We start from the raw sequence: 25,413 nt of genomic DNA, 5'->3' as shown, positions 1-25,413 counted from the left end.
AAACCGATATTATCATATAAAAAGTCATTTTTGCAAGTATAATGTAATAACAAATTCTTATAGCTGTAAAAATCTTTCAAATTGTTTGAAAATATATCAATCAAGCTCTATTTTTGAAACGTCTATTTCTCCAGACATCAATTTGGGGAGAAGAGTGTCGCGGAGGGCAGAAAGCGCTGTATTTTCAATACGGGTTGTGATAATAAAATCATATACGTGACTAAGCAAGTTTCCCACTGTCAAATATACTTGTTTTGTAGGAATAACAACCTCTGCTTTTGCTAAATTTTCTCGTTTGATATGTCCTAGTGTGGTTGCTTTATCTGCAGCTTCCGTAATAAAGTGATGTAAATGAAATTTTGTCCAACAATAATAAAACCATTTGACATATTTGTTCGAGCTTACTTTAAAAAGATGTTGGTTCAATCCGCACAAACCTCCACACCAGAAATCGATTAGTAAACTTCCTGACCAAGAAAAAATAACATCGCCATTATGTATTAAATAAGCAGGATTTACATTATTTGAACATAATTCACTGCTATTATCGCAAAAACCTTGACGAAGTTCTTTGATTTTCATAACAGGAATTCCTTGTTCATTATTGAGAGGGCGATATTTTTGCATTGCTAGGCCATTCACATAATCTGCAATATCCAGTAAACACGCCTTTTCCCAATCATCTGGCATTGTACCGCCGAATGGCTCAAAATCAATAAACCATGACTTAAAAATTGCCTGAGCCTGCTGCTCTAAATTAGTATTTATCTGCTTAAAAATATCCGCAGCAAAACAAAAAGCATCAAAAATAACAGCAGTAAATTAGTATTTATCTGTCGATTGAGCTCGATTTTTTTATCAATATCATATAAAATATCAACAATTTTTTGTTGTATGGTAATAGAAGGAAGCCGTATTTCCATTCTTTTCATAATCCAACCAGAAAGGCCTCCTCTTGTACTTGTTCCATCTGATAATTGCCTAAGCTCCTGATAACGATTAGTTAGATTATAATATAAATAGAGCGGCAGAATGATATTTTGTTTAGGAACAAGAACTAACACAGATTGACTTACATATGTATCTATCATTAAATAACTTACTTGTCCCCTAGTATAGCCTTGTCCGGCAGAAGCGACAATGATACTACCTTGCTGTGCTTTTTTAGTCGCAGAAAACTTTACACCCTCTGAGGTGATTTTTTTCTTTGTATCATAAATGAAATGTTTTGATGTTTCACTGGACGATAGCCAATTTACATCCCCATTCCAGAATAATGATTGTTTTGTTGAAGGAGTTCCACCACTATATATATTGGTACAGGTTTGATTCAATGTATAAATTTTCCACTCACATCTCATAGCCGATTGCTCCAAGGTTTTTACGTATTTCGGCTTCTAATTCGTGCGATTTTGCGAAGAGTCCCGTTAATTCGGTAGTCAAGCGCTTCATTTTATCATCGAAAGGTTCACCGTCATCTTCTTGTTCTTCAATACCGACATAGCGTCCCGGCGTTAAGATAAAATCTTGCCGGGCAATCTCCTCCGTATCGGCGATTGCACAGAAGCCTTTTACCGGTTCTAAGGTTCCGTTTTGAAATGCTTCAAAAGTATCGCCGAGTTTTTTAATATCCTCATCGCTAAAATCCCGATGGTTTTTATCTACCATGTGTCCCATTTTGCGGGCATCGATAAATACGGTTTTTCCTTTCTGCTTTTTGTTTTTTGAAATGAACCAGAGGGTAACAGGAATAGTAACGCTGTAAAAAAGCTGTGTAGGCAGCGCAACGATTCCTTCTATTAAGTCTGCTTCAATAATATTTTTTCTGATTTGACCTTCTCCGCTTGTTTGTGTCGAAAGAGCACCATTGGCAAGTACAAGTCCGATTTTACCGTTAGCAGAAAGATGGTGTATCATGTGCTGTATCCACGCATAGTTCGCATTGCCGGCAGGAGGAAGCCCATATTTCCAGCGGACATCATCTTTAAGCTTATCCTGTCCCCAGTTTGAGAGATTGAAGGGCGGATTTGCCATAATATAATCGGCTTTTAAGGTTGGATGTAAGTCGTTAAAAAAGGTATCGGCTTGATGAGAGCCGAAATCAACTTCGATACCGCGGATTGCCATATTCATTTTTGCCATTTTCCAGGTATCGGCATTGCTTTCTTGTCCGTACACTGAAATACCGTAGCGGTTCCCCGCATGTTCATTGATAAATCGAACCGATTGTACGAACATACCGCCCGATCCGCAGCATGGATCATAGATGCGGCAGTTGGAAAACGGCTTGAGTATTTCTACAATAGTTTTGACAATACTTGCCGGAGTATAAAACTCTCCGCCCTTTTTACCCTCGTAGGCAGCAAACTGCGCAATGCAGTATTCATACGTTCTGCCGAGCAAGTCTTTGCTTTCCTCCGTACCATCCATATCCATGTTGGTAAAAAGGTCAACAACATCACCAAGGACACGCTTATCCAAATCATGACTTGCATAATTTTGAGGCAGCACATTTTTAAGGTTTTTATTTTCTGCTTCTATTTCCCGCATTGCGGTATCAATTACAATGCCGATTTCCGGAGTATGCGCTGCCGTCGCGATGATATTCCAGCGAGCTTTTTCGGGTACAAAGAAAATATTTTTCTCTTCGTAAGCATCGCGATCGTTCTCAAAACCGTCACCGTCGCTCACTAGCTCAGCATAGCGTTTTTCAAATGCAGATGAAATGTACCGTAAAAAAATCAGTCCAATAATTACTTTCCGGTATTCGGCAGCAGGAATATGTCCCCACAAGACGCATGCAGCATCCCAAATCTGTTTTTCAAATCCGATATTCGCATTGTTTTTTACCGGCATAGTGACGGCTCCTTTTTTTGAGTTAATTTACCTACCACACACTTTTCTACACATGCTGCGACATCAGCCATGGAGGAGGTCGGTTCAAAGCGGGCAATGACCGTACCAGCCCGGGCGTAGTTGTACGTTTATGTTTTACCTATTGTACCTTAAACTTAGCGACCTCCTCTGCCAGCTTTTCAATACTCCGCTTATTCTTCTGCGTAATTTCGTTGACGTCCTGTACTGCATTGCTAATCTGCACCGCGCCAGCTGCCATCTCATTCATACTGTCGGTGATAACGCGGGTTAGACTGTCCAATTTTTGCATCTCCTCTGCGACACCTTCACCGCCTTTCAGCATTTCTTCCGAACCGGCTTGTACTTCCATTGTTACCATATTGATATTCTTAATAGCCGTTAATACTTCTTTACTGCCGTTTTCCTGTTCCCTCATCGATTCCGTAAGGATGGTACTCATTTCCTTCACCTGCTCCGCAAGGGTGAAAATAGTATTAAATTTCTCTTCTACCGTCTTGGATGAAGCGGAAAGGGTTTCAATTTCACCGGATAATGCTTTCAGCGTTGTTGTGATGGTTTTTCCTTGTATTGAAGATTCTTCTGCGAGCTTGCGAATTTCATCTGCAACAACCGCAAAACCTTTTCCCGCCTCTCCTGCATGGGCTGCTTCGATGGCGGCATTCATCGCTAAAAGGTTTGTCTGCGAGGCAATATGCTGAATAACGCTCGACGCTTCCAGCAGCGAACCGGATTCTTCGGCAATCTTTTGTGTTACGGTATTTGAGGTTACAAGTGTTGCTTTGCCGTCTCCTGTTGCACCGGTCAAATTTTTGATTACATCATCGGTTTTTGCAAGGGTCTGTCCGATAGAGGCGATATTTGCAACCATCTCTTCTACGGAAGATGAAGATTGGGCGACACTTGCCGCTTGCGTTTCAATACTGGTATTCAGCTGCTTAATTGTGCGTACGATTTCTTCAACAGTAGCGGCTGTTTCGGTAACGCTTGCCGCTTGCGTTAAAGCTTGTTGTTTTACGCCATCGATATTTGCACTGATTTCATTTATAGCGCTTGCCGTTTCAGTCATATTGGATGCAAGTTCATTCCCGATTTCTTCCATGTTGTTACTGTTTGTACCGACGGTATGTATCGACATACCGATTTTTTTGATTGTTTCATTGAAGTATTCTGCCATATCGGTAATTTCGTCATTACCGTGTACAGGCAGCCGTACCGTTAAATCTCCTTCGCCTTGTGCAATATCCTGCAATGCAGAAACGGCTTTTTGAATCGGTTTTACCATTGCACGGGAGATAATATATACAATAACAATTACCGTGAGTAAAATGACAAACCCTATCAGTATCATGGTGCTGCGTAAGGTATCGACGGTTCCCATAAATTCGTGATACGGAGCTTTGATAATAACAGTCCAGCCCGTTGTCTTTATCAGAGCATGAGCTGCAATATTCGAAATATTGTCGTATGTATAACTGCCGATTAAAGCCTTGCTGTTTTGCAGAGCTTGTTTTTCAAAGGTTGCACGAGAATTAAACTGTGCATCTGTTTGTGCTCGCTGTTGTGCATTATCAAAATTATCGACAAGAGAAGCATCTTTATGCCCGATAACCGTTCCATCAGAATTGATGACATAGCAATATCCCGTTTCGCCTACAACAATGTCTTTAATCTGTTCAGTTATCCAATGACCGTCAACATCGGCTCCCAGTACACCGATCAAGTTTTTGTTCCTATCGTAGACAGGTATGGAGAAAGCGATAAACAGCGCATTACCGCGTGTTTCGTCACGATCGGGAACGCCGATAAATCTTTTTCCGGTAACGGCTACGGCAAACCAAGGGTCGGTTGCGTAATCTTCCGTCGTACCGTCGATATTATGCTGCTTTCCTGAGGGATCGGCTATATATAATTCTTTCAGTACGGTATTGAACTGGGTTTCTTTAGCAAGAATGCTCATTTTTTCCTGAAATGATCTGGAATTATCTTGAATAATCGGCATGCGGGTAATACCTTCCAAAAACTGAAACATAGCTGTTATTCGTCCGTCAATAATTTCCGCCGTATTGAGTGCTTTATCGATTAAATGGGTCTCAACTTTTTCGATTACCGCTTTTCGTGACGTATATACCGCAAGAGCGCCTTCGATAGAACCTGCAAGTAAAATTAAAAGACCGAAAATAACGATAAGTTTGTAACGAAGCGAAAAACGTTTTTTCATTGTACAACCCCTAAGAAAATATAATGCATAGCGATACCTTTTATCATAACATATATTATTCCTTTTGCAAGGTTTACAATGTTTATAATGGCTAATTTTTTTGGTTTTAATGTTAAATTAAATCTAAAGAAGTATCGACCGGTTCTGAGGATATTATCTACAACCCCAAAAAAATAATTTTGACAAGTGCCGAATCGCATGATATAATCCTTTTTATATTTATTGCCTCTTTTAAGGCAAGCGTGATTTTATCCGGTAGGGTTTACCGGATTATTTCTATTAGGGAGTACATTATGAAAAAAATGTGTCTGTTTTTATTGGTTGCCGCAGCTAGCGTATGGACAGGAATGTCTAATGCTTTCGGCTGTACCGGCTTCGTTGCAGGAAAGGATGCAACAGCCGACGGCTTTCGTATCATTGCACGGACTGAAGATTTAAGCGGTGCCCATAACAAAACCTTTAAGGTATATCCGCATAAGAAAAACAGAAAGCCGGTACAGTTTGCCGACTCAATCGGCTTTAAAATCGAATTACCGAAAGAGAGTTATCGGTATACCGCTATCTGCGATGCCGAACAATCCGAAGGCATCTACGACGAAGTCGGTTTTAACGAGCACGGCGTTGCTATGAGCGCAACCGTTTCAGCATCTCCGGGAAAAGCAGCGGAAGCAGCTGACCCGCTTGTTGAAAACGGACTGTCTGAAGCATCTATGACAACCGTTGTGCTGCCGTATGTTACCACCGCACGGGAAGGCGTTGAACGGATTGCAAAGATTGTAGATACCTACGGTTCAGCTGAAGGCAATATCCTTTTTATTGCAGACGATAAAGAAACCTGGTACATGGAAATTTATACCGGCCATCAGTATGCGGCGGTTAAAGTTCCGGACGATATGTATGCGGTAGTACCTAATTGCTTCTTGCTCGGCTACATTGATACGGCAAGTAAAGATGTTATTGCATCAAAAGATTTAATCAATTTGCCTAAGGCGAAAGGTTTTTATAAAGAAGTTGACGGTAAATTCCATGCGGGGCTTACTTATGGAGAAGAAATGAACGACTACAACCGTGTGCGGCTTTGGGGAGGACAAAACAAACTCTCACCGTCCGCTAAGGTTGCGTATGACACAAAGCTATTCTCTTTGTGGAGAAAGGCTGACAAGAAAATCGCGCTTGAAGATGTAATGGAATTGCAGCGCTACCGCTATGAAGATACCGATAAAAATGCAAATTTACCGGAAAACGCAGGAGTTCGGGCAATCGGTACACCGACTTCTATGGAGTGCCATATCATTCAGATGAAAAACACATTACCGAAAGCTATCGGCGGTGTAATGTGGATGGCAATGGCAAATGCGGAACATTCAGTATATCTGCCATTCTATGGCAACATTACGGACACCTACTCTGCGTATAAAGTAGACAACGAAATGTATACACCCGATTCGTTTTACTGGCTGATGCGGACTATCAATGTCTTTTCAGCATTAAACAGGGATATGTATGGAAAGAATGTCCGCAGCTATTGGAAAGCCTATGAGCAAAAGCTGATTAAAGAGCAGAAAGACAAAGATGCTGAAATTGCACGGCTCTATACCAAAAAAGGTGAATCCGCCGCAGCAAAATATGCAACCAAATTAGGAAACGACCAAGCAGCCGATGTGTTTGCTAAAGCACAGAAAATATACCCGGAACTGGTAGGTTTTGCAGCAAAGAACGAAGGCAGAACTCCTAAAAAAGCCTTTGAACCGTCTGTAGCAAAAGAAAAATAAAGAATGTCTTCCAGCAGTTTAGCCGCTAAACTGCCGGAAATTGGAAGCAACCAATGAATATACGTACTATGCTTGTATCCGACTATGAAGCGGTATATGCTTTATGGATGTCGTGTGCGGGAATGGGCTTGAACGATTTAGATGACTCAAAAGAAGGTATTGCTCGTTTCTTGAAGCGCAATCCGGAAACATGTTTTGTTGCGGAAAATGAAAAAGATATTATCGGCGCAATATTGGCAGGAAATGACGGAAGGCGAGGTTACATATACCATACTGCTGTACATCCGAAATGGCGGAGACAAAGGGTTGCTTCCCAATTGATCACCACGGTGCTGAATGCTTTAAAACATATTGGTATTCACAAAACCGCGTTAGTTATATTCACTAAAAATAAAGATGGTAATGCCTTTTGGGAAAACGAAGGTTTTTCCGCTAGGAACGATTTAGTTTATCGCAATAAAGCACTGACAGAATTAAAAAGAATAGACACCTAGCTTGATATCTTTGGGACAGTTTTTTAGCGGTATAAGGGTATTTCCTTTTTATCGAAAAACCTGTTTTTTCAACCCTTTTGCGAAATATCTTAGACACAAATAAAGCGAGTAGATACAAGGCGCTGAATAAAAATAAAGCGGAGACACGGCAACGAATGCACATCCTATACATTCGTTGCCTGCGAATTTAGTCTTGCGCCTAAATTCGTTTCTAATTGGCACCCCGTCCATCCGTGGACGTTCTGAAATAGGTTATCGTGGCAACCCCAACGGCCAAGCTTTTGTATCAGAGCTAAGCTCAAGAACAAAGGCGAGGCATATAAGGGGAGATTGTAAAGAGGGGGCTCCCTCTTTACCCGTCATTTTTCTTTTTAGGGGTTGTAGGGGGTATTTTTCTTTTTATCGGAAAAAAAGAAAAATACCCCCTACATGACTTTGAATTTAGAGACCTCGGTTGCCAGATTCTCAATACTCTGCTTGTTCTTTTGCGTAATCGCGTTTACTTCCTGCACGGCATTGTTAATCTGCACCGCACCTGCCGCCATCTCATTCATACTGTCAGTTATGATGCGGGTAAGATTATCCAGTTTCCGCATTTCCTGAGCAACTCCTTCGCCGCCTTTAAGCATTTCCTCGGAACCGGCCTGTACTTCCATTGTTACCGTGTTGATGTTCTTAATAGCTGTCAATACTTCTTTGCTGCCGTGCTCCTGTTCTTTCATCGATTCGGTTAGGCGGGCGCTCATCTCTTTAACCTGTTCTGCAAGAGTAAAAATACTATTGAAATTTCCTTCTACCGTTTTGGATGATGCTGAAAGGGTTTCTATTTCCGCTGAAAGCATTTTTAAGGTTGTGGTGATCGTTTTCCCTTGTACCGAAGATTCTTCGGCAAGCTTTCTTATCTCATCAGCTACAACGGCAAAGCCCTTACCGGCTTCTCCTGCATGTGCAGCTTCTATTGCAGCATTCATTGCCAATAAGTTTGTCTGCGATGCAATGTGCTGGATGACGCTTGACGCTTCCAGTAAAGAACCGGATTCTTCTGCAATTTTCTGCGTTACGGTATTTGATGTAACGATCGTAGCTTTGCCGTTAGCGGTTGCGGTTGTAAGCTCTTTAATAGCGCTATCGGTTTTAGTGAGTGTTTGTCCGATCGAAGCGATATTTGCGACCATTTCTTCTATAGATGACGATGACTGTGCAACACTTGCCGCTTGCATTTCGATGCCTGTATTCAACTGCTTAATGGTTCGGACAATTTCCTCAACGGTTGCCGCTGTTTCGGTAACGCTTGCCGCTTGAGTCATTGCTTGATGTTTTACCCCATCGATATTCGCACTGATTTGATGTACTGCGCTTGCCGTTTCGGTCATATTGGTAGACAACTCATTTCCGATTTCTTCCATTTGATTGCAGTTCACACCTATCGATTTGATTGCGTTTCTTATTTTTGCAATCGTCTCGTTAAAATATTCCGATAAGTCCGTAATTTCATCATTTCCGGTTACCGGAAGGCTTACGGTTAAATCACCTTCGCCCTGTGCGATATTTTTTAAAGCCGAAACTGTCCGCTTAACCGGTTTTATCATACTCCGAGCTGCTAAATAGACGATAATAACGGCTCCTATAAAAATAACGAATCCGATTAAAATCAGACTGAGCCGGAGTGTGTTGACGGTTTCCATAAATTCGTCTACAGGCGCACACACGATAGTTGTCCATGCAGCTGACTTCAATTTTGTATAAGCCGCAATTTTGGGAACTCCCTCGTACTCATAATAGCCGATGCCGGGTTGTGAAGAAGCTATCGCGTTTCTTTCAAATTTTCCGCAAGAATCCAATTCAATATTGCTCTGTCCTTCTTGGCTTGGGTTGAGCATACTTGTTACCGCATTAATATCCTGATCGGCAATGGTTGCTCCCGTAGGTCCTATGATGTAGCAATTGCCGCTTTTGCCGATGGTAATGTCTTTGATATTATCTCTGAACCATAGGCCGGAAATATCGGCTGATAAAACACCCGTGATGCGTTGATTCTCATCGTAAAGCGGAATCGAGAATGTGCTGATCAACTTTTGAGTTGTTTTTGAAATCAGTAAGTCGGAAACAAAACGTTCCCCTCTCATTGAGGTTTTAAACCATTCTCTGTCGTTTACATTTACCGTACCGCTTTCTGCATAACAGATACCGGCGGTATCACTGATATTAAGTTCCTGTATTGTATTGTTGCTTATGGCATTTTTTTGCAGCTGTTCTATTTTTTCTTGATATGAAGCATTCGGATCATACAGTATCGGTATGTGAGATAATCCTTCTAGAAATTGAAAAAAAGCAGTTATTTTTGCGTCGATAATTTCCGCTTCATCCAAAGCCTTATCGATAAGTTGTACTTCCAATTTTTCGATAACGGCTTTCCGTGCAAAGCTGATTGCCAGAGCTCCTTCCGTTACGGAGGCCGCTGCAATTAAAAGTCCGAAAATGATAATCAATTTGTTGCTGATTGAAAAACGTTTTTTTGCCATGCTATGTATCCTATTTTAAACAATTTTGAGCTGAGTGGTATGTATACCATATTTTGTATATTTTGAAAATAGGGGAAAAAGTATTGACATGAAAAAAATTGTTGACGGGCGGGGGAATCTCACGGTATAATTTTACAATAGAGTATGCAAGAAAAAGTATTCGCAGGAGCAGTGCTGATCATTACGGTGCTTCTCTGTCTCGGTATGCCGAAAATTTCAAATAAACTCAAGCCCGAATCTCCGTTTACCCAAGAATTTGCTGAGGGTATTATCGAGGAGGTGCTGGAAGAAGACCTTTCTCTCGATCCTGTTGTACAAGGAAGATATCGCGGTACGCAGAAACTTCGTGTTAAAATTCTGGAAGGGAAATATAAAAATACCGAATTTGAGGTGTATAATACGCTCAGCAGCTTACACAGTAATTTTGCGTATAAGGGCTTAAAAGCGGTGTTCACGCTGCGGGAGAGCGGAGGGCAAACTGCGGTATGGCTTTATAACCTCAAGCGCGACACCCATGTTTTTGTGCTGCTGGGGTTGTTCTTTGCCGCGCTGATTATTCTCGGTAGGGGACAGGGCTTAAAGTCTGCGCTTGGACTTGTGTTTACCTGTGTACTTATTGTTACCGTCCTTATTCCCGCTCTGTTTGCCGGCTTCCCGCCCGTGCCGATTTCTATCGGGCTTGTTTCCATTATGACCATCGTCAGCTTTATTTTGATAAGCGGCTTTACGCGCAAAACATATACCGCAATCGCAGGTACCGTGTCCGGTATTACCATTGCCGGAATTATCTCGGCAATCGTTTCTTATTCGGCGCAGCTTTCCGGTGTCAATATGGAAGGAGGCGAACAGCTGCTCAACTTGGCCCCTGATTATAACCTCAAGCTGGACGGACTGCTGTTTACCTCAATTTTGATTGCCTCGCTCGGTGCCGTGATGGATGTCAGTATGTCTATCGCTTCTTCTATGCAGGAGATTTTAGCGGTCAATCCGCGCCTCAGCAAAAAAGAGTTGTTTAAGTCGGGATTGACCGTAGGCAAAGATATTACCGGCACGATGAGTAACACGCTTATTTTAGCCTTTGCTGGGGCGTCGCTGCCGCTTGTGATGATGATTTGGGGCTACGGCATGAGCTTTAAGCAGTTTATCAATATACCGCGCATCGTCATAGAAATTATGCACGGTATTTCCGGAAGTATCGGCATTATTGGGGCTGTTCCATGCACGGCGCTGGTTGCTCTTGTTGTACTAAAAATACCTGCTGCCGGGAAAGTACGAAAATAGGCGGATAAGATCCGTACTATAAAAGATATCGCGATAAACTCACCTAAGATTTTGAGCGGTGTCAAAAATAATGTAAAAGGAGTATGCACATGATCAAGAAAAGAATGCTGCATTTTGTAGCTGCATTGATTTTTGTTTTTTCGCTGACCGCTTGCGTTGAAACAAATTCTGCAGCACGAAGCACGGAACAGGCCTCTGCACGTACAGCAAAGGCGCGCGGAAAACAATCTGATGAGGTAAAGCTTACCCACAAGATTATCCAAAAGGGACAGCCGGGCGCGGATGCCGTTACCCTTACCTTCGGTGTAACCGGCGACGTACATGGACGGCTCTATGCCTATGACTACGCAGTCTGTGAAGAGACCGCGGGAGCCGGTTTTGTAAAAACTTACGTACTTGCAAAGGAATTGCGGGCACAAAATCCCAACACCGTTTTGATCGATGTCGGCGACACAGTACAGGACAACAGTGCGGATCTGTTTAACGACCTCGATACCCATCCGATGATTCAAGCCCTCAACTACATGAATTATGATATTTGGGTATTGGGTAACCATGAGTTCAATTTTGAAAAAGAATTCCTTGCCCGTAATATCCGCCACTTTAACGGTTCGGTTGTAAGTGCCAATATCAAAAACACAAAGGACGGCAGCAACTTTGTACTGCCCTATCAGCTGTTTAATATTGAAGGTGTCCGCGTTGCCGTTATCGGTATGGTGCCGCCTCATATCCCGATGTGGGAAGCTGCCGCACCGTCTCACTTTAAAGGGTTGGAATTTGAAGATCCGATAGCTGTTGCACGTAAAACCGTCGATTCCTTAAAGGGGCAATATGACGTTCTAATCGGTGCGTTCCATCTTGGGCGTAACGGTGAATACGGTACCAACAGCGGCGTTATCGAAATGGCAAAGCAAATTCCGGAATTCGATTTAATCTTCGGCGGACATGAACACGCCCGTTATGCAAGCATTGTAGACGGTCAGAACGGTGATAAAACATGGATCATTGAACCGGGGTGTTACGGCTGGGCTTTAGCGGTTGGAGAAGTACAGGTTAAAAAAGACAACGGCGCATGGAAGGTTGTTTCCGTAAAAGCAGAAAACCGCGAAACTGCCAAAATTGCTGCCGATAAAGCGATGGAAAAAGAGTTTAACTTTGTACATGATAAATCCGTTGCAGATGCAAACCTCATTGTCGGAAAGGTTACGGCAGATTTTATCCCGCGTGTTGATTACATTACCGGAAAAGACAAAGTTACGACCATGCCTACTATTCAGCTTGAAGATACCGCACTCATTGATTTAATCAACAATGTGCAGCTTTATTACACGAAGGCTGATGTTGCTGCCGCTGCCGCTTTCCGCTTTGATATGAATTTAAAGAAAGGGGATTTCAAGAAAAAGGATGTGGCCTTTATCTATAAATATTCCAATACGTTGATGGGTGTTAATATGACCGGTGAGAACCTGTTAAAATACATGGAGTGGTCGGCTTCATATTACAACACTGCAAAGAAAGGCGATGTAACGATTTCGTTTAATCCCAATGTGCGCGGTTATAACTATGATATGTTTGAAGGTGTCGATTACGACATCGATATTTCAAAAGAGGCTGGGAATAGAATTACAAACGCCAAGATAAAAGGGCAGGCACTTGATCCTAAAAAGGTGTATAAGGTTGCCGTCAATAACTACCGCTTCGGTACGCTGCAAAACTTAAAACTTGCAACACCTCAAGATGTGTATTACGATTCGTATGAAGTAATGCAGGATGCCGGGCGTATTCGAGATTTGATCGGTGCGTATGTAAAGAAAGTCGATAAGGGCGTTATTACTCCCAAGGTTAATTACAACTGGAAGATTATCGGTTTTAATCCGAATGTTGCCGAACGGGATAAGATTTTTGATGAGATTAGAGCGGGTACTATCATGATTCCGACTTCTGCGGACGGAAGAACTCCGAACGTTAAATCCATCAATATTAACGACCTCAAGAAGTAAAAAATTAATTTGTGGTGTTTCTAATAAGTTCTGTATATTTATAGACTTATTAGAAACTCGCAAGGCATCTCTAAAAAACTGATGAGATTTTTAGAGATGCCTTATACAATTTTCAGCGGTTTAGTTAAAAACCCGCGTGGTGGCTAAAAAGCGGTAATTGTCGCTATCAACCCGAAAATAATCCCGGGAGCGTTTGCTGCTGCAAGCGGGTAATCTCTTTTATCTTTCAGCAATGCGTATAAAACCCATATTGTGCAATTGACGGCTGCCGCTAAGGGCTGAAGAAAGACGGTTTTATTTCCGCTTAAGTTATTCATAATCTGAGGGATATAAGATATGTACATGGTAACCGATAATGCTGTGCCTATCCACCCGATAATCTTTAATTTGTTTTCGCTCATTGCAGCTCCTTATGTATCAATTTATAGTTAATACTTTGCAAGTATACATTGATGGGTTTACTATATCCGTTTTATCGGTGTTGAGCAATATTCCGGCATATCGGATAACGGCGCCGGACATATTGTCGAGTATCCGCAGCTTACTCGCGCGGTTCGTTGAGCTTGTCGGTAATTTCCTTTATTTTTGCAGAATGAGCGAGCACATAGAGAATATCGCTTTTTTGAATAACGGTATCGCCCTTAGGAAAGATGATTTTTCCCCCGCGTACGATTGAGCTGATGAGCGTATCCTTATCAAGATGGAGGTTGCTGATTTTTTGACCGATACTGCCGGAATGATCTTCTATATAAATATCAAAGATATCAACGTCGCTTGCTTTAAGCGAGTACAGTTCGACCGAATACAGCGACTCCGGTTTCTTTGGGTCGGTAAACTTTAAGAGCCGTGCAAGCGGTGCAAGCGTGGTTCCTTGAATAATACAAGAAAGAAAAACAGCAAAGAAGATCGTATCAAAGATAAAACCGTTCTCGTCCAACCCGTTCGCAAGCGGGTAGGTTGCAAGAACAATGGGAACCGCACCTTTAATACCGCCCCACATTAAAAAGAATTTTTCCTTCCGTGTATATTGAAATGGAAACGTAGAGATCAATACGGCAAGCGGGCGAGCGACAAACATCATAATGCCGACAATGATGAGCGCTTCTTTCCAGATATGGACGAATCGGTGGGGAAACGATAAAAGCCCGAGCATAATAAAGAGCGTGATATTAAAAATAGTAGAAACGCTTTCGAGAAAACTTCCGACGCTGCGCTTTGCAGGAAAAGCGGTATTACCGATCCAGTAGCCCATAAAAAATACTGCGATAATTCCGTTCGCTTGACAAAGCTCCGCTGCGCCGTATCCAAGCAGTACGCAGCCCAGCATCAGTACGTTATAATTCCCTCTATTATCCGACTGCAGCCGGTTGAACAACCATACCGAAATTTGAAAGGCAAAGTAACCGATAATGATGCCGCCGACAAACTGCCAAATAAGCCGAGCAACAGTTAAGGCAGGGGTATCAAATGCTCCGGTTGCAATATGTACAAAGGTGAGGGTCAGCAAAATCGCCATCGGGTCGTTTGCTGCGGATTCAACATTGAGCGTTGTCGCAAGTTTATCCTTTATCGGGTTTGATTTGGTAATCATAAAGACACCGGCCGCATCGGTGGAAGAAATAATAGAAGAAATCAACATCGAGTATGCTAAATCGAATTTTAGGACAAAGTGAATTAAGAACCCGAGTGTTACCGAAGTAAGCGCAACGCCGAGTATTGCAAGGGTCATCGATGGTCCGGCAACTTTGTGAAACGTATCTTTAGAAACGCAGAATCCGCCGTCAAAAATAATAAAGATCAACAGAATATCCGCAATTTTTTTGGTTAAAAGGGCATTATCAAAATAGAATAAATTTAAAACATCGCTTCCAACCAGCACACCGATAAGAATAAAGCCGATAAGGAGCGGCAGCCCGAATTTATCGCTGATTTTGGTTGAAAGCATCGCCAAAATGATAAGAAAGGAGATAAACAGAATCATAGAAACCTCAAAGTTGTAGCTATGCCGATTGTACCGATTTTGACAGTAAAATCAACAACCCCGACGCAGACCACTGGTGCCGCCTAAAAAAATCTCTTTGCGATTTGTGGATTTAGTGCTATAATCGTTCTATGCAAAAATTATATCGATATGGATTGTTATGTATCGGCTTTTGTTTTGTCTTTATGATGAGCAGTTGTGTTTCTACTTCTTTGGCAAAACGTGATGAGTCAAATGTTCAAAAATACGGCAAGGACGGCAGAGATATACTGCTTATCTTTACCGGTTCGGATTGGTCACAGGAAGCGGAAGAGTTTTCAAAAAACATCCTTACCGAATCGTGTAAAACTGAATTGGCAGCGAACTATACCGCCCGTTTTATCGACTTATTACGTAATCCTTCGGAGGGTGAACGAGCGGCTGCACAAAAGAACTATCTGTTGTTTTCCGAATATGCAGTACCTGATGTCCCTTTTATTATACTGCAAACAGCCGAACAGGATACGTATGCCTCTGCCGTTATAGAATCGGATATAAAGAGCGGCGTGCAGCTGATGGAAAAGATTAAAGCGCTGACAGCACAGCGGACAAGCGTGGTTGAAGCGCGAAAGCGTATCGGCAGTACAAAAGGAGCGGAAAAAGCGCAGGCAATTGATGACTTTTTAAATACGGTCGGCAATCCGGAAGCGCATCGCTATGATTCGTTACGGATGCAAGTACCCGCGCTCGATCCCCATAATCAATCGGGACTCAAAGGCAAATACGTATTGATAAGCGCTGACATACGGGCAAAGAGCTTTGCACAACAGGGAAATTATCTTAAAGCAGGCGATGAATATAAAACTGCCGCAGAAACGGGCGATCTTTCTCCTGCCGAATTACAGCTTGCATGGTATTTAACGGCTTATTCTCATCTCATGGCGGGAAGCGCCGATACGGAAATCATCGTTGGATATTTACAAAAGGCGATTGAAGCGGATCCTCAAAATCCCGCGGTTCCACAACTTAATCAGGCAATACATAAGCTGCGAAACGATGTTCAGTTAAAAAAATAATGAGAGAAAAAAGGAATTACATAATATGATGTCCAAACACACCCTTGCGCTGCTGCAGCAAATTGCACACGGTATTGCTGTCCATTTCGGTAATAATTGTGAAGTACTTGTGCACGACCTTACCGCCGGCTATACCAACAGCTCAATCGTCATTATAGAAAACGGTACTGTTACGATGCGGAAAATCGGTGACGGGCCGTCTCATGTAGTGCTTGAGGCGCTCAATAGCGATCGTAAAACGTTGGAAGACAAACTCAGTTATCTGACAAAAACGAAGGACGGACGCATTCTTAAATCGAGCAGTATGTTTATCAGAAATGAAGATGATGCAATCGAGGCGGTACTTTCGATTAATCTTGATATTACACCGATGCAGATGGCGGAAAATGTATTGCGGCAGCTTATTTCGCCGATCAGTGTTAAAAATGAACCTGAGAATATTCTGCAGAATGTCAACGATCTGTTGGACGAGCTTATCGAACAATCCGTTCATATTGTGGGTAAGCCGGTTGCATTGATGAATAAAGAAGATAAAATTACGGCGATTAAGTTTTTAAATGAGTCCGGCGCTTTTTTAATTACAAAATCCGGCGATAAGATTTCAAGTTACTTCGGTATTTCCAAGTATACGCTCTACAGCTATATAGATGCCGGCGCGAGCGGGCATCTATAATGCCGCACCGTACCTTGTACCGGCAACGGTAATAGACCGCCGTTCATACTGCTCTTCACTATGGCAAATCCCAAGCTGTTTAGAACAATCGATAAGGCTGTTTCCGAATATAATATGATAGAAGCCGGCGACCGGATTTTGATTGCAGCATCCGGCGGAAAGGATTCAACGGCTCTTACGGAATATTTTGCAGCACGGCTCCAACGCCGGCATCCGGTTTTTGAAGCCGCTGCACTCCATATCGCCACGGATATCGGCTCAGAATTCGCGCCTGAATTGGCGAAGCGGTTTAAAAGCTGGGGAATTGATTTAACCGTTAAAACAATTTCGGTACTGGAGCGGCTTAAAACCGGCAAGAAGATGAACTGCTGGTGGTGCTCCAGCCAGCGCCGCTTGGAACTGAGCAAATATGCGCAGGAGCACGGCTTTAATAAAATTGCGCTCGGGCACCACTTGGATGACATCCTCGAAACGGCGCTGATGAATGCGCTGACAAAGGGAGAGCTTGCGGCAATGCCTCCCGTACTGAAGTTCGATAAATTCCCGTTGACCTTTATCCGCCCACTCTGCCTCGCCGACATCCCGATGATTGTCCGGCATGCAGAAATGCAGGGCTATATTTCTTCTACCTGTACATGCAGCTATCAGGATAATTCAGGGAGAAAAACCGCTCGTTCCCGCTTGGATAAGCTTACGGACGGTAACTATGAGTTAAAACGTAAGCTCTTCGATGCGTTGCGGAATATAAATACGGCGTACCTACCCTAGCAACACCTTTTGAAATATACGGTGCATCTACTGCGTTATACAGTAAAAAAGTGTCCTCAACGTATCAAAGATACGCCTGCGGTACTTTTTTACTGTATTCCTTGTATCTACACCGTCTATTTCAAAAGGCTTACGGAAAGGTTTTACAGTATATGCCGCTTCTGAAAATACTCAACGTATCGCTTGCCTTGCGAAGCAATGTCAGGGTGAAGCGGGTGTTGGATTAGCACGTTGCAAGATATCGAGCCGTATTAACATTTCGTATTGTCATATCTTTATATACTTTATGCGATATTACTTTATTTAAATGGCTTTTATTATAATCTTCTCGCCGAACATTCCAGATTAACGCACCCTTAACATATATCAATTGTATATATTCTTTTCTTATTGGTAATTCATTGATTATGTTTTCATTATCTATTGAGTCAAATAAATAGGCTACATCAGTCTTTTGAGCATCATTATTTTGCCAATCACTGGGGATGCTCGTTGCTATTTTTACCATCTCACTTTTTGTTTTTACTAATACTTTTACTTCATTCCCGGTCGTTATATGCAATGCTTGTTCAATATTCTCTGTGATACTATTTTTCGCGTCATGTGATTGAAAAATGACGTTTCCGGAATTGATATATGTTGAAATGTTTGAAAAACCGCATTGCTCAAATAATGTTTTCAATTCTTTCATGTTAATTTTTACAGAGCTTCCAACATTGATACCTCTGAGCAATGCTATATAATCCATATATTCCGTATTAATTCTGCCATGCATGGCGGGGTGTTCAAAAGAATATCTAATTACCCCGCCATAATTGCTATTTTGCGATGTGCGATGCGGCGCTGATAGTGCGGTGGCGTTCTTCCCAAGGGGAGGCGACACGGTTTACATCGGAAACAACGAGGAAGCATTGAGTCGCCTTACCAAACCAGTCTTTATTGGTTGCATCTTTGCGGAGTACATACTGGCATTTTTTTCCATCGGTAGAGAACGAGCGGCATCCGTTTACCGGCTTTCCCGTTGCATCGATCATCGAACCTGAATCGCGATAGTATTCTTCTCCCGGTACGTCAAAATAGAAATAAGCGTTTTTAACCCGTGAATCATTAACCGAAAAGATAATCTCTATTGTATCTGCGTCGCGGGAAACGGATTGTATAACCGGCATTGTCAGTGCTTGCTGTTCGTTTTCCGCTTTCGCAGTGGGAACGATAAGCGGGATAACCTTTTTCTTTGCAGCCTCTTTAGCGGCCTTATTCTCCGTGACGGTTTTACCGCCGATTCCGGTTACGTTCAATTCTTTTTCAAACGGCTTTTGCCCTGTAAGGGTAACCGATGCAAACCACTTTCCAAGAGCAGCTGCTCCTTCGCCTTCACCCGAAGACAGATGTTTCAGCATCAAGAGTTTCTCTTTTTTGTTAATCTCCATCAGCCCCTTTGCACTTTGTTCATCAAGCCCCCACACATCAGCGGGTGAAGCAAAGAAAGCTTCTTTGAAATCTTGAGCTGTTAGTTCGCCTTTGTATTTTGCAAGCATGGTAACAAAGATTTTTCCCTTACCTTTATGCTGTTTGGAAACAAAAGATGCATCAGCTTGCTCAATCATCCAGGAAATATCGGTAATTTGGGCTGCTGCGGTTTGAGCAGCAGATTCTTTTGCTTTAGTTTCGGTCTTTTTATTTTCCGGCTGTTTTGCCGGAGCAGCTTTATCGGCAGTATCCTGCTTGGCAGATATCGATTTAGATGCTTCTTTCTTGGCCGCTTCCGGAGATGCAGACTGCTTATTATTTTTTGCGGTTGCTTTAGACTTTGCCGTTTCTTGTTGTTTCGGATCTTGCTTAGCGGGCTTTGTCTGCGCATTTTTTGCTTGAGAAGCGGTTTTGTTTTTTGAAGTGCTTTCCGCTTGTGCAGCAGCCTTTTGTGGCGTTTCCTTCTGAGTAGATTCTTTCGCCGGTGCCTTTTGGGGTGCAGTCTTTACCGATTGCTTAGAGGTGTCAGTTTTTGCAGCCGATGTAGCGGACGCATTTGAGTTCGCTGTTTTCTGCTGCGTCGTACCCTGTTTGGGGGACTTTGTTTGAGTATTCTTTGCCGCTGATGTCGCAGTCTGATTCGCCTGTCCGGGCGTTTTAACCGGTTCCGGTGTTTTTGCAGTGGCTGTTTGTGCAGCTTCCTTAGATTTTGCTTTTTGAGCCGTGTTCAATTCGCCCGCTGTTTGCGTTGTTTGTGTCTCAGCTCCCGCTCCTTTGGCGGTTTCGGCCGGTTCCGGCGTTTTATTCGCAGGAGCTGTTTTACAGCCCGCAGCAATTATAAGTAAGCAAAATAATATAAACGATAATAATGATTTTTTCATCCAAGATCCTCCTTAGCGGTAAGGCATAGTAAGAAAACAAATAGTTCTATGTGATGTATCGGTAAATATACCGAAAAGCCTAAGAAAATACCAGAGGGGGATCCCGCAACGATCCGCCGTCGATCTTGACTTAACAGGTAAATGTGATATAGTTTTGTCTGCAATTTTACGGGAAAGTACTTATTGAGGATTTTTTTTAAAACTAACCGAGCTTTAGAGATTCCCGACAGATTTTTTCCACCGTAGATATTTTTATAATTGAGGAGTATAAAATGGTAAAATTAGCGACGATTGCCGGTTCCGACGCATCAGGCGGAGCAGGACTTGAGGCAGATTTAAAAACATTTCAGGAATATGGCGGATACGGTATGGCAGCGATTACTTTGGTTGCTACCATGAACCCCCACAAGGATTGGGGACATGAGGTATTTCCAATTGGCGAAGATTCGCTGCGGGCACAGCTCGAAACCATTTTTAACGGTATCGGCGTTGATGCGGCAAAAACGGGAATGTTGGCAACTCCCTATGCAATCGAACTTGCTGCCGAGTATCTCAGTAAATATAAGGTAGAAAACTACGTTCTTGATCCGGTAATGATTTGTAAAGGCGGAAATTTACCGCTTAATCCCGAAATCAATGAGCTGTTGATTAAAAAACTGCTGCCGCTTGCAAAGATCATTACGCCGAATGTGTTTGAAGCCGGTCAAATTGCCCATGTCGATACGCCTTCGACGTTAGAAGAAATTAAAGATGCCGCAAAACGGATTTACGATATGGGCGCCCCGCATGTATTCATCAAGGGCGGCTCAAAATTGAAAGATGCGGAAACCTCCATCGATGTTTTCTATGATGGCAATGATTTCCGATATCTCGAAGCAGAGCTGATTAAAACCGAATGGACTCACGGGTGCGGTTGTACCGTTGCCGCTGCAATTACTGCGGGCTTGGGTTTCGGGCTTGAACCGTACGAAGCAGCCCTCCGCGCAAAGAAATTTATCACGTTAAGTTTACGGAACGGTTTTGCCCTCAATAAATGGGTTGGCCCGGGTAATCCCGCTGCGTGGCGAAAAGCCTTCAATTAAGAGAGGAATAAAAAGCATGCGTGCAGTTGATATCATTATGAAAAAGCGCGGATTTAGAGAAACCGGCGCAGGAACGCTCTCTCGGGAAGAAATTGCCTTTTTAGTGAACGGATATGTGGCCGGAGAGATTCCCGACTATCAAATGGCCGCATGGCTGATGGCGGTTTATTTTAACGGTATGACGTTTGATGAAACCGCCGTTCTTACCGACGTCATGCTGCATTCCGGAGCGGTTATGGACTTGTCGGGGATTGAAGGTCCCTTTGTCGATAAACATTCCACCGGCGGCGTCGGAGATAAGCTTTCTCTGCCGCTTGCTCCTATTGTGGCTGCTTGCGGGGTGAAAGTTCCGATGATGAGCGGCCGTGCACTTGGACACACCGGCGGTACGCTCGATAAACTTGAATCGATTACCGGATATAAGACCGGCCTTTCCGTTGACCAATTCCGCAATTATATTAAAAAAACCGGCTTTGCAATGACGGGGCAGACAAAAGAGATTGTCCCCGCCGACCGGCTGATTTACGCCTTACGTGATGTGACTGCAACCGTTGAATCGGTGCCGCTCATTACGGCGAGTATTCTCTCCAAGAAAGTTGCCGAAGGCGCCGAAGCGCTGGTGTTCGATGTCAAATGCGGAAGCGGCGCCTTTATGAAAACACTGCCCGAAGCCGAAGCGCTCGCAAAGAGCCTTGTCGGTACCGGCACCGCGATGGGTAAAAAAGTTATCGCGATGATAACCAATATGTATGAACCCTTAGGAAATGCAGTCGGTAATTTCTTGGAAATGGAAGAAACCTACAATGTTCTGAAAGGCACAGGGCCGCAGGATGTAACCGACTTAACATTACAGCTTGCAGGCTGGATGCTCGTGCTTGGTCATAAGGCTGCATCAAAAGAAGAAGGAATTCAAAAAGCGCAAGAGGCGCTTCGCACCGGTAAAGCGGTTGAGCTCTTTTTGGAGAATGTTACGCTGCAAGGCGGCAATGCGCAGCAGTTTGTTGCCGAATGCGGAAAGCGCCGCAGCCCGCACACCTGCCACATTAAAGCGGAACAAGACGGTTTTATCGCGGATATCGATGCGTTTAAAATCGGTATTGCCGGAGTTAATCTTGGGGTCGGCCGCAATAAAACAACCGATGCGGTGTGTCCCGATGCCGGTATGATTCTGCATAAGCACGCAGGCGATGCCGTAAAAAAAGGCGACCTTATCATGGACGTGTACGGCAAGGATGCGGAGTGTCTTCCGGCTGCTTCCGATATGATCAAAACAGCGATACGGTATGCAGCGGAGAAGCCGCAAATGCGTCCGCTGGTATTTAAAGAAATTTCTGCGGCCGACTTATAGCCGCGCTTCCGGTACCATACAGTGAATTGGGAAAAAAAAGATATAGACCCTAATGTTGTCCGCTCCATGGCGCAGCAATACGGCTGCACTCCGCTTGTTGCATCGATTTTGCTGCGGCGTGGTATTGCCGAAGGGAGCGAGGCGTTTTTTCACCTTGAAAACGATCTGCGCTATGTGCATAATCCCTTTCTTTTTGTAAATATGGAGGATGCCGTTGACCGGATCCTCGATGCAAAGGAAGAAGGGGAGCGGGTGCTTATTTTCGGAGACCGCGATGTGGACGGGATTACTGCCGTTACCGTGCTCTACGAAGCGCTCACCGATTTAGGCATCCCGACAACATGGCGTATCCCCACCGGCGACGAACCGTACGGACTTTCCTGCGAAGCGGTTGATGCGCATGAAGCCGACGGTGGTACCCTCATCATTACCGTAGACTGCGGTATTTCCAATATTCAAGAAGTCGCCTACGCTGCGGAAAAAGGAATCGATGTTATCGTCATCGATCATCACACCCCGCAGGATACGCTTCCCGATGCCGCAGTCATCATTAACTGTAAGGTGCCGGGATCGGGCTATCCCAACGAACATCTTTCCGGATGCGCTACGGCGTGGAAGGTTGTTACCGCCCTGCGCTTCGGACTTCTCGACATTTATAAACAGCAGATTTGCCTATTGAATGTGCGCCCCGTTAACGATGCCTTTGCAGTGGAAGCTATCCATACCGTCAATTTAGTTGAAACGGCGCGAATCACCGAAACGATTATCCCCGGTATGGTTCCGTTTTCAGATACTCGGCTCGGCAGATTTTTGCAGGGGCAACAGATTTTTGTGTGGGATAAGGAGTTGCAGCTCAAGCAGCTGGAAAAAGTCTTCGGTAAGTCGGTTGAATTTTATGTGAGTGATTTTAGACTCGAATGTGCAAAGATTGCGCCTCAGCTTGCCGAGATGAGCCTTTTGCGGTTAAAGAATCTATCGCGGATTGGCAAGTACAACGACACGCCGATGTCCGAACTCGACGGCTTTTTCAATATCTTTATTACGCTCATCCAACAAGCGCATAACATATACGGTGAAAAAGAAAAGCGTGAATTACAACTTGTCGCGCTTTCGCTGCTTGCAGACTTGATGCAGCTGACCGGAGAAAACCGGATATTGGTAAAGCAAGGCTTAGCAGCCATCAATGCCGCGCCGCGTGCCGGTCTTTCCGAGTTGATGATAAAACAGGGACTTATCGGTAAGCACATTGGCACCAACGATATTGCGTGGAATATTACGCCCGTTATCAATGCAACAGGACGGATGGGTAAACCGGAAACGGCAATCAGACTTTTTCTTGAGCAAAATGCAGCGGTACGCAATGAACTTGCAGATGCGGTTATTGCGATGAACGAGGAGCGGAAAGAACTCGGAAAGGCCGGCTGGGCAATTGCCGAACCGATTGCGCGGGAAAGTCTTGCAAAATACCGCGAAAAGCTCACCGTTGTTGTAAGCGATAAAATCCACCGCGGCATTACCGGTATTCTTTCAAACCGGCTTGCAGATCGGTTTAACGTGCCGAGCATGGTTATCTGTCTTATGGAAGACGGAACCGCAGTCGGTTCGCTTCGTTCCGCCCGCGGCTATCGGGTGCTTTCTTTACCGGAAGCATACCCCGATTTTTTCCTCGACTACGGCGGACACGCATTTGCAGCAGGCTTCAGCTTAATGCAGGAAAAACTTGCGCCGTTTTTAAAAAAAGTTCAGGAATTTACCGCGGCTATCGAATTTGACGAAAACTCGGAAAACCCTCCGCTTTCCATCGATGCGGAACTCCCGCATGACTATTTAACGCCCGAACTTTTAGCCGTGCATGATACCTTTGAGCCCTACGGTGAAGGGTTCCCGGCGCTGCAATTTGCCGCTAAAGCAATCAAACTTACCGCTGCCTCAATTATGGGGAAAACCCAGCCACAGCATTTGCGTCTTACGTTCGACTGCGGAACATATAAATGGACAGCGGTGTATTGGCAGGCAGCGGATAAATTGAATGTTGAATTTAAAATCGGCGACAGTATCGATGCCGTATTCACGCTGACCCGGAATACCTTTAACGGCAATACGGTGCCTCAAATGGTTATTCAGGATATGCGGAAGACGGGCACGGGTATTTAAGCAGCGTCTCTCTTATACACAAAATTTTGAATAAAATTTTGTGTAATTTTTTTACGGCGGCAGAATAAGCGTATCAGACAGATAGATCAGATGTCGCAGAAAAAGCGGGGTTGTGAGACCATTTGAACCGCAAAGAGGTTCAATTCTGGTTGAACAGCTCCACTTTTTCTGCGGGAATATTAAACAAGCATCTGATGCGCTTGCCCTGCGCTTCGTTGGTGTTAGCGCCCCTGCCGAGACAAGGTAAGGTTTGCCAGCTCTTTGGGTAAGTCGCTGCCGCGCAGTGTGAGCGTATTATCGTCATTGCGGGTGTACTGGAGTTTCCACGTTGCATTCATGCTTTCGCGGGTTTCCTTTTTAGAGCCGTTTGTCCATGTTTCGGTTTCTTTACTTCTTACGGTAAAGGTGACTTCGGTATCCGTAGATGTCCAGAAACCTTCCCACTCCGTCGATGAAGTAAAGCCTTGCAGCCATTCGATTTCCATACTGCCGTCGCGGTCAAACTCAACCTTCACCGCTTTATTTTCATCGCGGGCAATCCATTTACCCATAACCGAATTCCCCGTCGGTGCGGCAGCATCATTCATCATCGGGCGCCGGTTGAACTCTCCGCCTTTACCGTCATGCGGCATCGGACGTTCCGCAGCTCCGGCATCATTATGATGTTTCCAATCTTTTGAATTCGATTGGTGCGGTTTTGCAAAAACGGCTCCTACCGATAATACCGCACCGATACCGAATGCCGCAGCCTTTTTCACCATTTGTTTGTTCATTTGTATACTCCTAAAATAAAGTACGGCTGTTTACGTTTTCACACCGTCTGTGCACGACTATACC

At 43.8% G+C, this 25,413-nt stretch carries 20 protein-coding genes; 10 read left to right on the top strand and 10 right to left on the bottom strand.

Going from position 1 to position 25,413, the window contains the following annotated elements; translation table 11 throughout:
- Positions 1-96 precede the first annotated feature (96 nt).
- From E4N65_RS10760 to E4N65_RS10745, 4 genes are all read right to left on the bottom strand, one after another.
- The gene (locus E4N65_RS10760; protein WP_044017123.1) at positions 97-690 is read right to left on the bottom strand and encodes a restriction endonuclease subunit S; all 594 of its coding nucleotides are present in this window, start codon (positions 688-690) and stop codon (positions 97-99) included.
- Between the two features lie 74 nt (positions 691-764).
- Positions 765-1,361 (bottom strand): restriction endonuclease subunit S, encoded by a 597-nt coding sequence (locus E4N65_RS10755; RefSeq protein WP_052185496.1) that lies wholly within the window; start codon positions 1,359-1,361, stop codon positions 765-767.
- Positions 1,351-2,856: a type I restriction-modification system subunit M gene (locus tag E4N65_RS10750; RefSeq protein WP_253673229.1), complete on the bottom strand. Its 1,506-nt coding sequence runs from the start codon at positions 2,854-2,856 to the stop codon at positions 1,351-1,353. The genes E4N65_RS10755 and E4N65_RS10750 overlap by 11 nt, the downstream gene beginning before the upstream one ends.
- A gap of 139 nt (positions 2,857-2,995) precedes the next feature.
- Positions 2,996-5,095, bottom strand: coding sequence for a methyl-accepting chemotaxis protein (locus E4N65_RS10745; RefSeq protein ID WP_253673227.1), 2,100 nt, complete (start codon positions 5,093-5,095; stop codon positions 2,996-2,998).
- Positions 5,096-5,388: 293 nt separating this feature from the next.
- On the opposite strand from E4N65_RS10745, the gene E4N65_RS10740 reads away from it, so the two are divergent.
- Both E4N65_RS10740 and E4N65_RS10735 read left to right on the top strand, forming a co-directional pair.
- Positions 5,389-6,867 (top strand): C69 family dipeptidase, encoded by a 1,479-nt coding sequence (locus tag E4N65_RS10740; protein WP_253673225.1) that lies wholly within the window; start codon positions 5,389-5,391, stop codon positions 6,865-6,867.
- A gap of 53 nt (positions 6,868-6,920) precedes the next feature.
- Positions 6,921-7,361 carry a GNAT family N-acetyltransferase gene (locus E4N65_RS10735; RefSeq protein WP_253673224.1) on the top strand — a complete coding sequence of 147 codons (441 nt, stop codon included), beginning with the start codon at positions 6,921-6,923 and terminating at the stop codon, positions 7,359-7,361.
- A gap of 425 nt (positions 7,362-7,786) precedes the next feature.
- On the opposite strand, the gene E4N65_RS10730 is transcribed toward E4N65_RS10735, so the two are convergent.
- Complete coding sequence (locus E4N65_RS10730; protein WP_253673223.1) at positions 7,787-9,883, bottom strand: methyl-accepting chemotaxis protein; 2,097 nt, start codon at positions 9,881-9,883, stop codon at positions 7,787-7,789.
- Positions 9,884-10,027: 144 nt separating this feature from the next.
- On the opposite strand from E4N65_RS10730, the gene E4N65_RS10725 reads away from it, so the two are divergent.
- Positions 10,028-11,164, top strand: a complete 1,137-nt coding sequence (locus E4N65_RS10725; RefSeq protein WP_253673222.1) for a YibE/F family protein — start codon at positions 10,028-10,030, stop codon at positions 11,162-11,164.
- Between the two features lie 89 nt (positions 11,165-11,253).
- Complete coding sequence (locus E4N65_RS10720) at positions 11,254-13,164, top strand: bifunctional metallophosphatase/5'-nucleotidase (RefSeq protein ID WP_044014723.1); 1,911 nt, start codon at positions 11,254-11,256, stop codon at positions 13,162-13,164.
- 143 nt (positions 13,165-13,307) lie between these two features.
- Here E4N65_RS10720 and E4N65_RS10715 read toward each other — a convergent pair whose 3' ends face one another.
- Positions 13,308-13,565, bottom strand: coding sequence for a SemiSWEET family transporter (locus E4N65_RS10715; protein ID WP_044014726.1), 258 nt, complete (start codon positions 13,563-13,565; stop codon positions 13,308-13,310).
- Positions 13,566-13,705: 140 nt separating this feature from the next.
- Entirely contained in the window at positions 13,706-15,145 is a 1,440-nt protein-coding gene (locus E4N65_RS10710) for a potassium/proton antiporter (protein ID WP_253673221.1), read from the bottom strand.
- A 185-nt stretch (positions 15,146-15,330) separates the two neighbouring features.
- Between E4N65_RS10710 and E4N65_RS10705 the strand changes: the two genes are divergently transcribed.
- The 3 genes from E4N65_RS10705 to E4N65_RS10695 are packed head-to-tail and all read left to right on the top strand — an operon-like array spanning position 15,331 to position 17,641.
- The gene (locus E4N65_RS10705; protein WP_253673220.1) at positions 15,331-16,200 is read left to right on the top strand and encodes a tetratricopeptide repeat protein; all 870 of its coding nucleotides are present in this window, start codon (positions 15,331-15,333) and stop codon (positions 16,198-16,200) included.
- Positions 16,201-16,225: 25 nt separating this feature from the next.
- Positions 16,226-16,873 carry a helix-turn-helix transcriptional regulator gene (locus E4N65_RS10700; RefSeq protein WP_044014732.1) on the top strand — a complete coding sequence of 216 codons (648 nt, stop codon included), beginning with the start codon at positions 16,226-16,228 and terminating at the stop codon, positions 16,871-16,873.
- Between the two features lie 60 nt (positions 16,874-16,933).
- A complete protein-coding gene (locus tag E4N65_RS10695; protein WP_253673219.1) occupies positions 16,934-17,641 on the top strand; it encodes a tRNA 2-thiocytidine biosynthesis TtcA family protein in 708 nt (235 codons plus the stop codon).
- 223 nt (positions 17,642-17,864) lie between these two features.
- Here the strand turns inward: E4N65_RS10695 and E4N65_RS10690 are convergent, their stop codons facing one another.
- A complete protein-coding gene (locus E4N65_RS10690; RefSeq protein ID WP_253673217.1) occupies positions 17,865-18,389 on the bottom strand; it encodes a DUF1697 domain-containing protein in 525 nt (174 codons plus the stop codon).
- Positions 18,390-18,459: 70 nt separating this feature from the next.
- Positions 18,460-19,992 carry a hypothetical protein gene (locus tag E4N65_RS10685; protein WP_253673215.1) on the bottom strand — a complete coding sequence of 511 codons (1,533 nt, stop codon included), beginning with the start codon at positions 19,990-19,992 and terminating at the stop codon, positions 18,460-18,462.
- Between the two features lie 272 nt (positions 19,993-20,264).
- Here E4N65_RS10685 and thiD point away from each other — a divergent pair, with 272 nt between their 5' ends.
- From thiD to recJ, 3 genes are read left to right on the top strand one after another with little or no spacing between them, the layout of a single operon-like run.
- Entirely contained in the window at positions 20,265-21,074 is an 810-nt protein-coding gene (gene thiD, locus E4N65_RS10680) for a bifunctional hydroxymethylpyrimidine kinase/phosphomethylpyrimidine kinase (protein ID WP_253673212.1), read from the top strand.
- A 16-nt stretch (positions 21,075-21,090) separates the two neighbouring features.
- Positions 21,091-22,422 (top strand): thymidine phosphorylase, encoded by a 1,332-nt coding sequence (locus tag E4N65_RS10675; protein WP_253673210.1) that lies wholly within the window; start codon positions 21,091-21,093, stop codon positions 22,420-22,422.
- 21 nt (positions 22,423-22,443) lie between these two features.
- Positions 22,444-24,576: a single-stranded-DNA-specific exonuclease RecJ gene (gene recJ / locus E4N65_RS10670; protein WP_253673208.1), complete on the top strand. Its 2,133-nt coding sequence runs from the start codon at positions 22,444-22,446 to the stop codon at positions 24,574-24,576.
- Between the two features lie 221 nt (positions 24,577-24,797).
- On the opposite strand, the gene E4N65_RS10665 is transcribed toward recJ, so the two are convergent.
- Complete coding sequence (locus E4N65_RS10665; protein WP_253673206.1) at positions 24,798-25,349, bottom strand: hypothetical protein; 552 nt, start codon at positions 25,347-25,349, stop codon at positions 24,798-24,800.
- Positions 25,350-25,413 lie beyond the last annotated feature (64 nt).

This window comes from Treponema sp. OMZ 855, from assembly GCF_024181145.1.
Classification (GTDB): Bacteria; Spirochaetota; Spirochaetia; order Treponematales; family Treponemataceae; genus Treponema.
Note: the sequence above shows the minus strand (reverse complement) of the source record. Positions and strands in the feature narration are given on the sequence as shown.

Excerpts from the sequence above, each read along its gene's own strand:
- E4N65_RS10760 (WP_044017123.1), bottom strand. The coding sequence starts at position 690 with ATGCCAGATGATTGGGAAAAGGCGTGTTTACTGGATATTGCAGATTAT.
- E4N65_RS10755 (WP_052185496.1), bottom strand. The coding sequence starts at position 1,361 with ATGAGATGTGAGTGGAAAATTTATACATTGAATCAAACCTGTACCAAT.
- E4N65_RS10750 (WP_253673229.1), bottom strand. The coding sequence starts at position 2,856 with ATGCCGGTAAAAAACAATGCGAATATCGGATTTGAAAAACAGATTTGG.
- E4N65_RS10745 (WP_253673227.1), bottom strand. The coding sequence starts at position 5,095 with ATGAAAAAACGTTTTTCGCTTCGTTACAAACTTATCGTTATTTTCGGT.
- E4N65_RS10740 (WP_253673225.1), top strand. The coding sequence starts at position 5,389 with ATGAAAAAAATGTGTCTGTTTTTATTGGTTGCCGCAGCTAGCGTATGG.
- E4N65_RS10735 (WP_253673224.1), top strand. The coding sequence starts at position 6,921 with ATGAATATACGTACTATGCTTGTATCCGACTATGAAGCGGTATATGCT.
- E4N65_RS10730 (WP_253673223.1), bottom strand. The coding sequence starts at position 9,883 with ATGGCAAAAAAACGTTTTTCAATCAGCAACAAATTGATTATCATTTTC.
- E4N65_RS10725 (WP_253673222.1), top strand. The coding sequence starts at position 10,028 with ATGCAAGAAAAAGTATTCGCAGGAGCAGTGCTGATCATTACGGTGCTT.
- E4N65_RS10720 (WP_044014723.1), top strand. The coding sequence starts at position 11,254 with ATGATCAAGAAAAGAATGCTGCATTTTGTAGCTGCATTGATTTTTGTT.
- E4N65_RS10715 (WP_044014726.1), bottom strand. The coding sequence starts at position 13,565 with ATGAGCGAAAACAAATTAAAGATTATCGGGTGGATAGGCACAGCATTA.
- E4N65_RS10710 (WP_253673221.1), bottom strand. The coding sequence starts at position 15,145 with ATGATTCTGTTTATCTCCTTTCTTATCATTTTGGCGATGCTTTCAACC.
- E4N65_RS10705 (WP_253673220.1), top strand. The coding sequence starts at position 15,331 with ATGATGAGCAGTTGTGTTTCTACTTCTTTGGCAAAACGTGATGAGTCA.
- E4N65_RS10700 (WP_044014732.1), top strand. The coding sequence starts at position 16,226 with ATGATGTCCAAACACACCCTTGCGCTGCTGCAGCAAATTGCACACGGT.
- E4N65_RS10695 (WP_253673219.1), top strand. The coding sequence starts at position 16,934 with ATGGCAAATCCCAAGCTGTTTAGAACAATCGATAAGGCTGTTTCCGAA.
- E4N65_RS10690 (WP_253673217.1), bottom strand. The coding sequence starts at position 18,389 with ATGGATTATATAGCATTGCTCAGAGGTATCAATGTTGGAAGCTCTGTA.
- E4N65_RS10685 (WP_253673215.1), bottom strand. The coding sequence starts at position 19,992 with ATGAAAAAATCATTATTATCGTTTATATTATTTTGCTTACTTATAATT.
- thiD (WP_253673212.1), top strand. The coding sequence starts at position 20,265 with ATGGTAAAATTAGCGACGATTGCCGGTTCCGACGCATCAGGCGGAGCA.
- E4N65_RS10675 (WP_253673210.1), top strand. The coding sequence starts at position 21,091 with ATGCGTGCAGTTGATATCATTATGAAAAAGCGCGGATTTAGAGAAACC.
- E4N65_RS10665 (WP_253673206.1), bottom strand. The coding sequence starts at position 25,349 with ATGAACAAACAAATGGTGAAAAAGGCTGCGGCATTCGGTATCGGTGCG.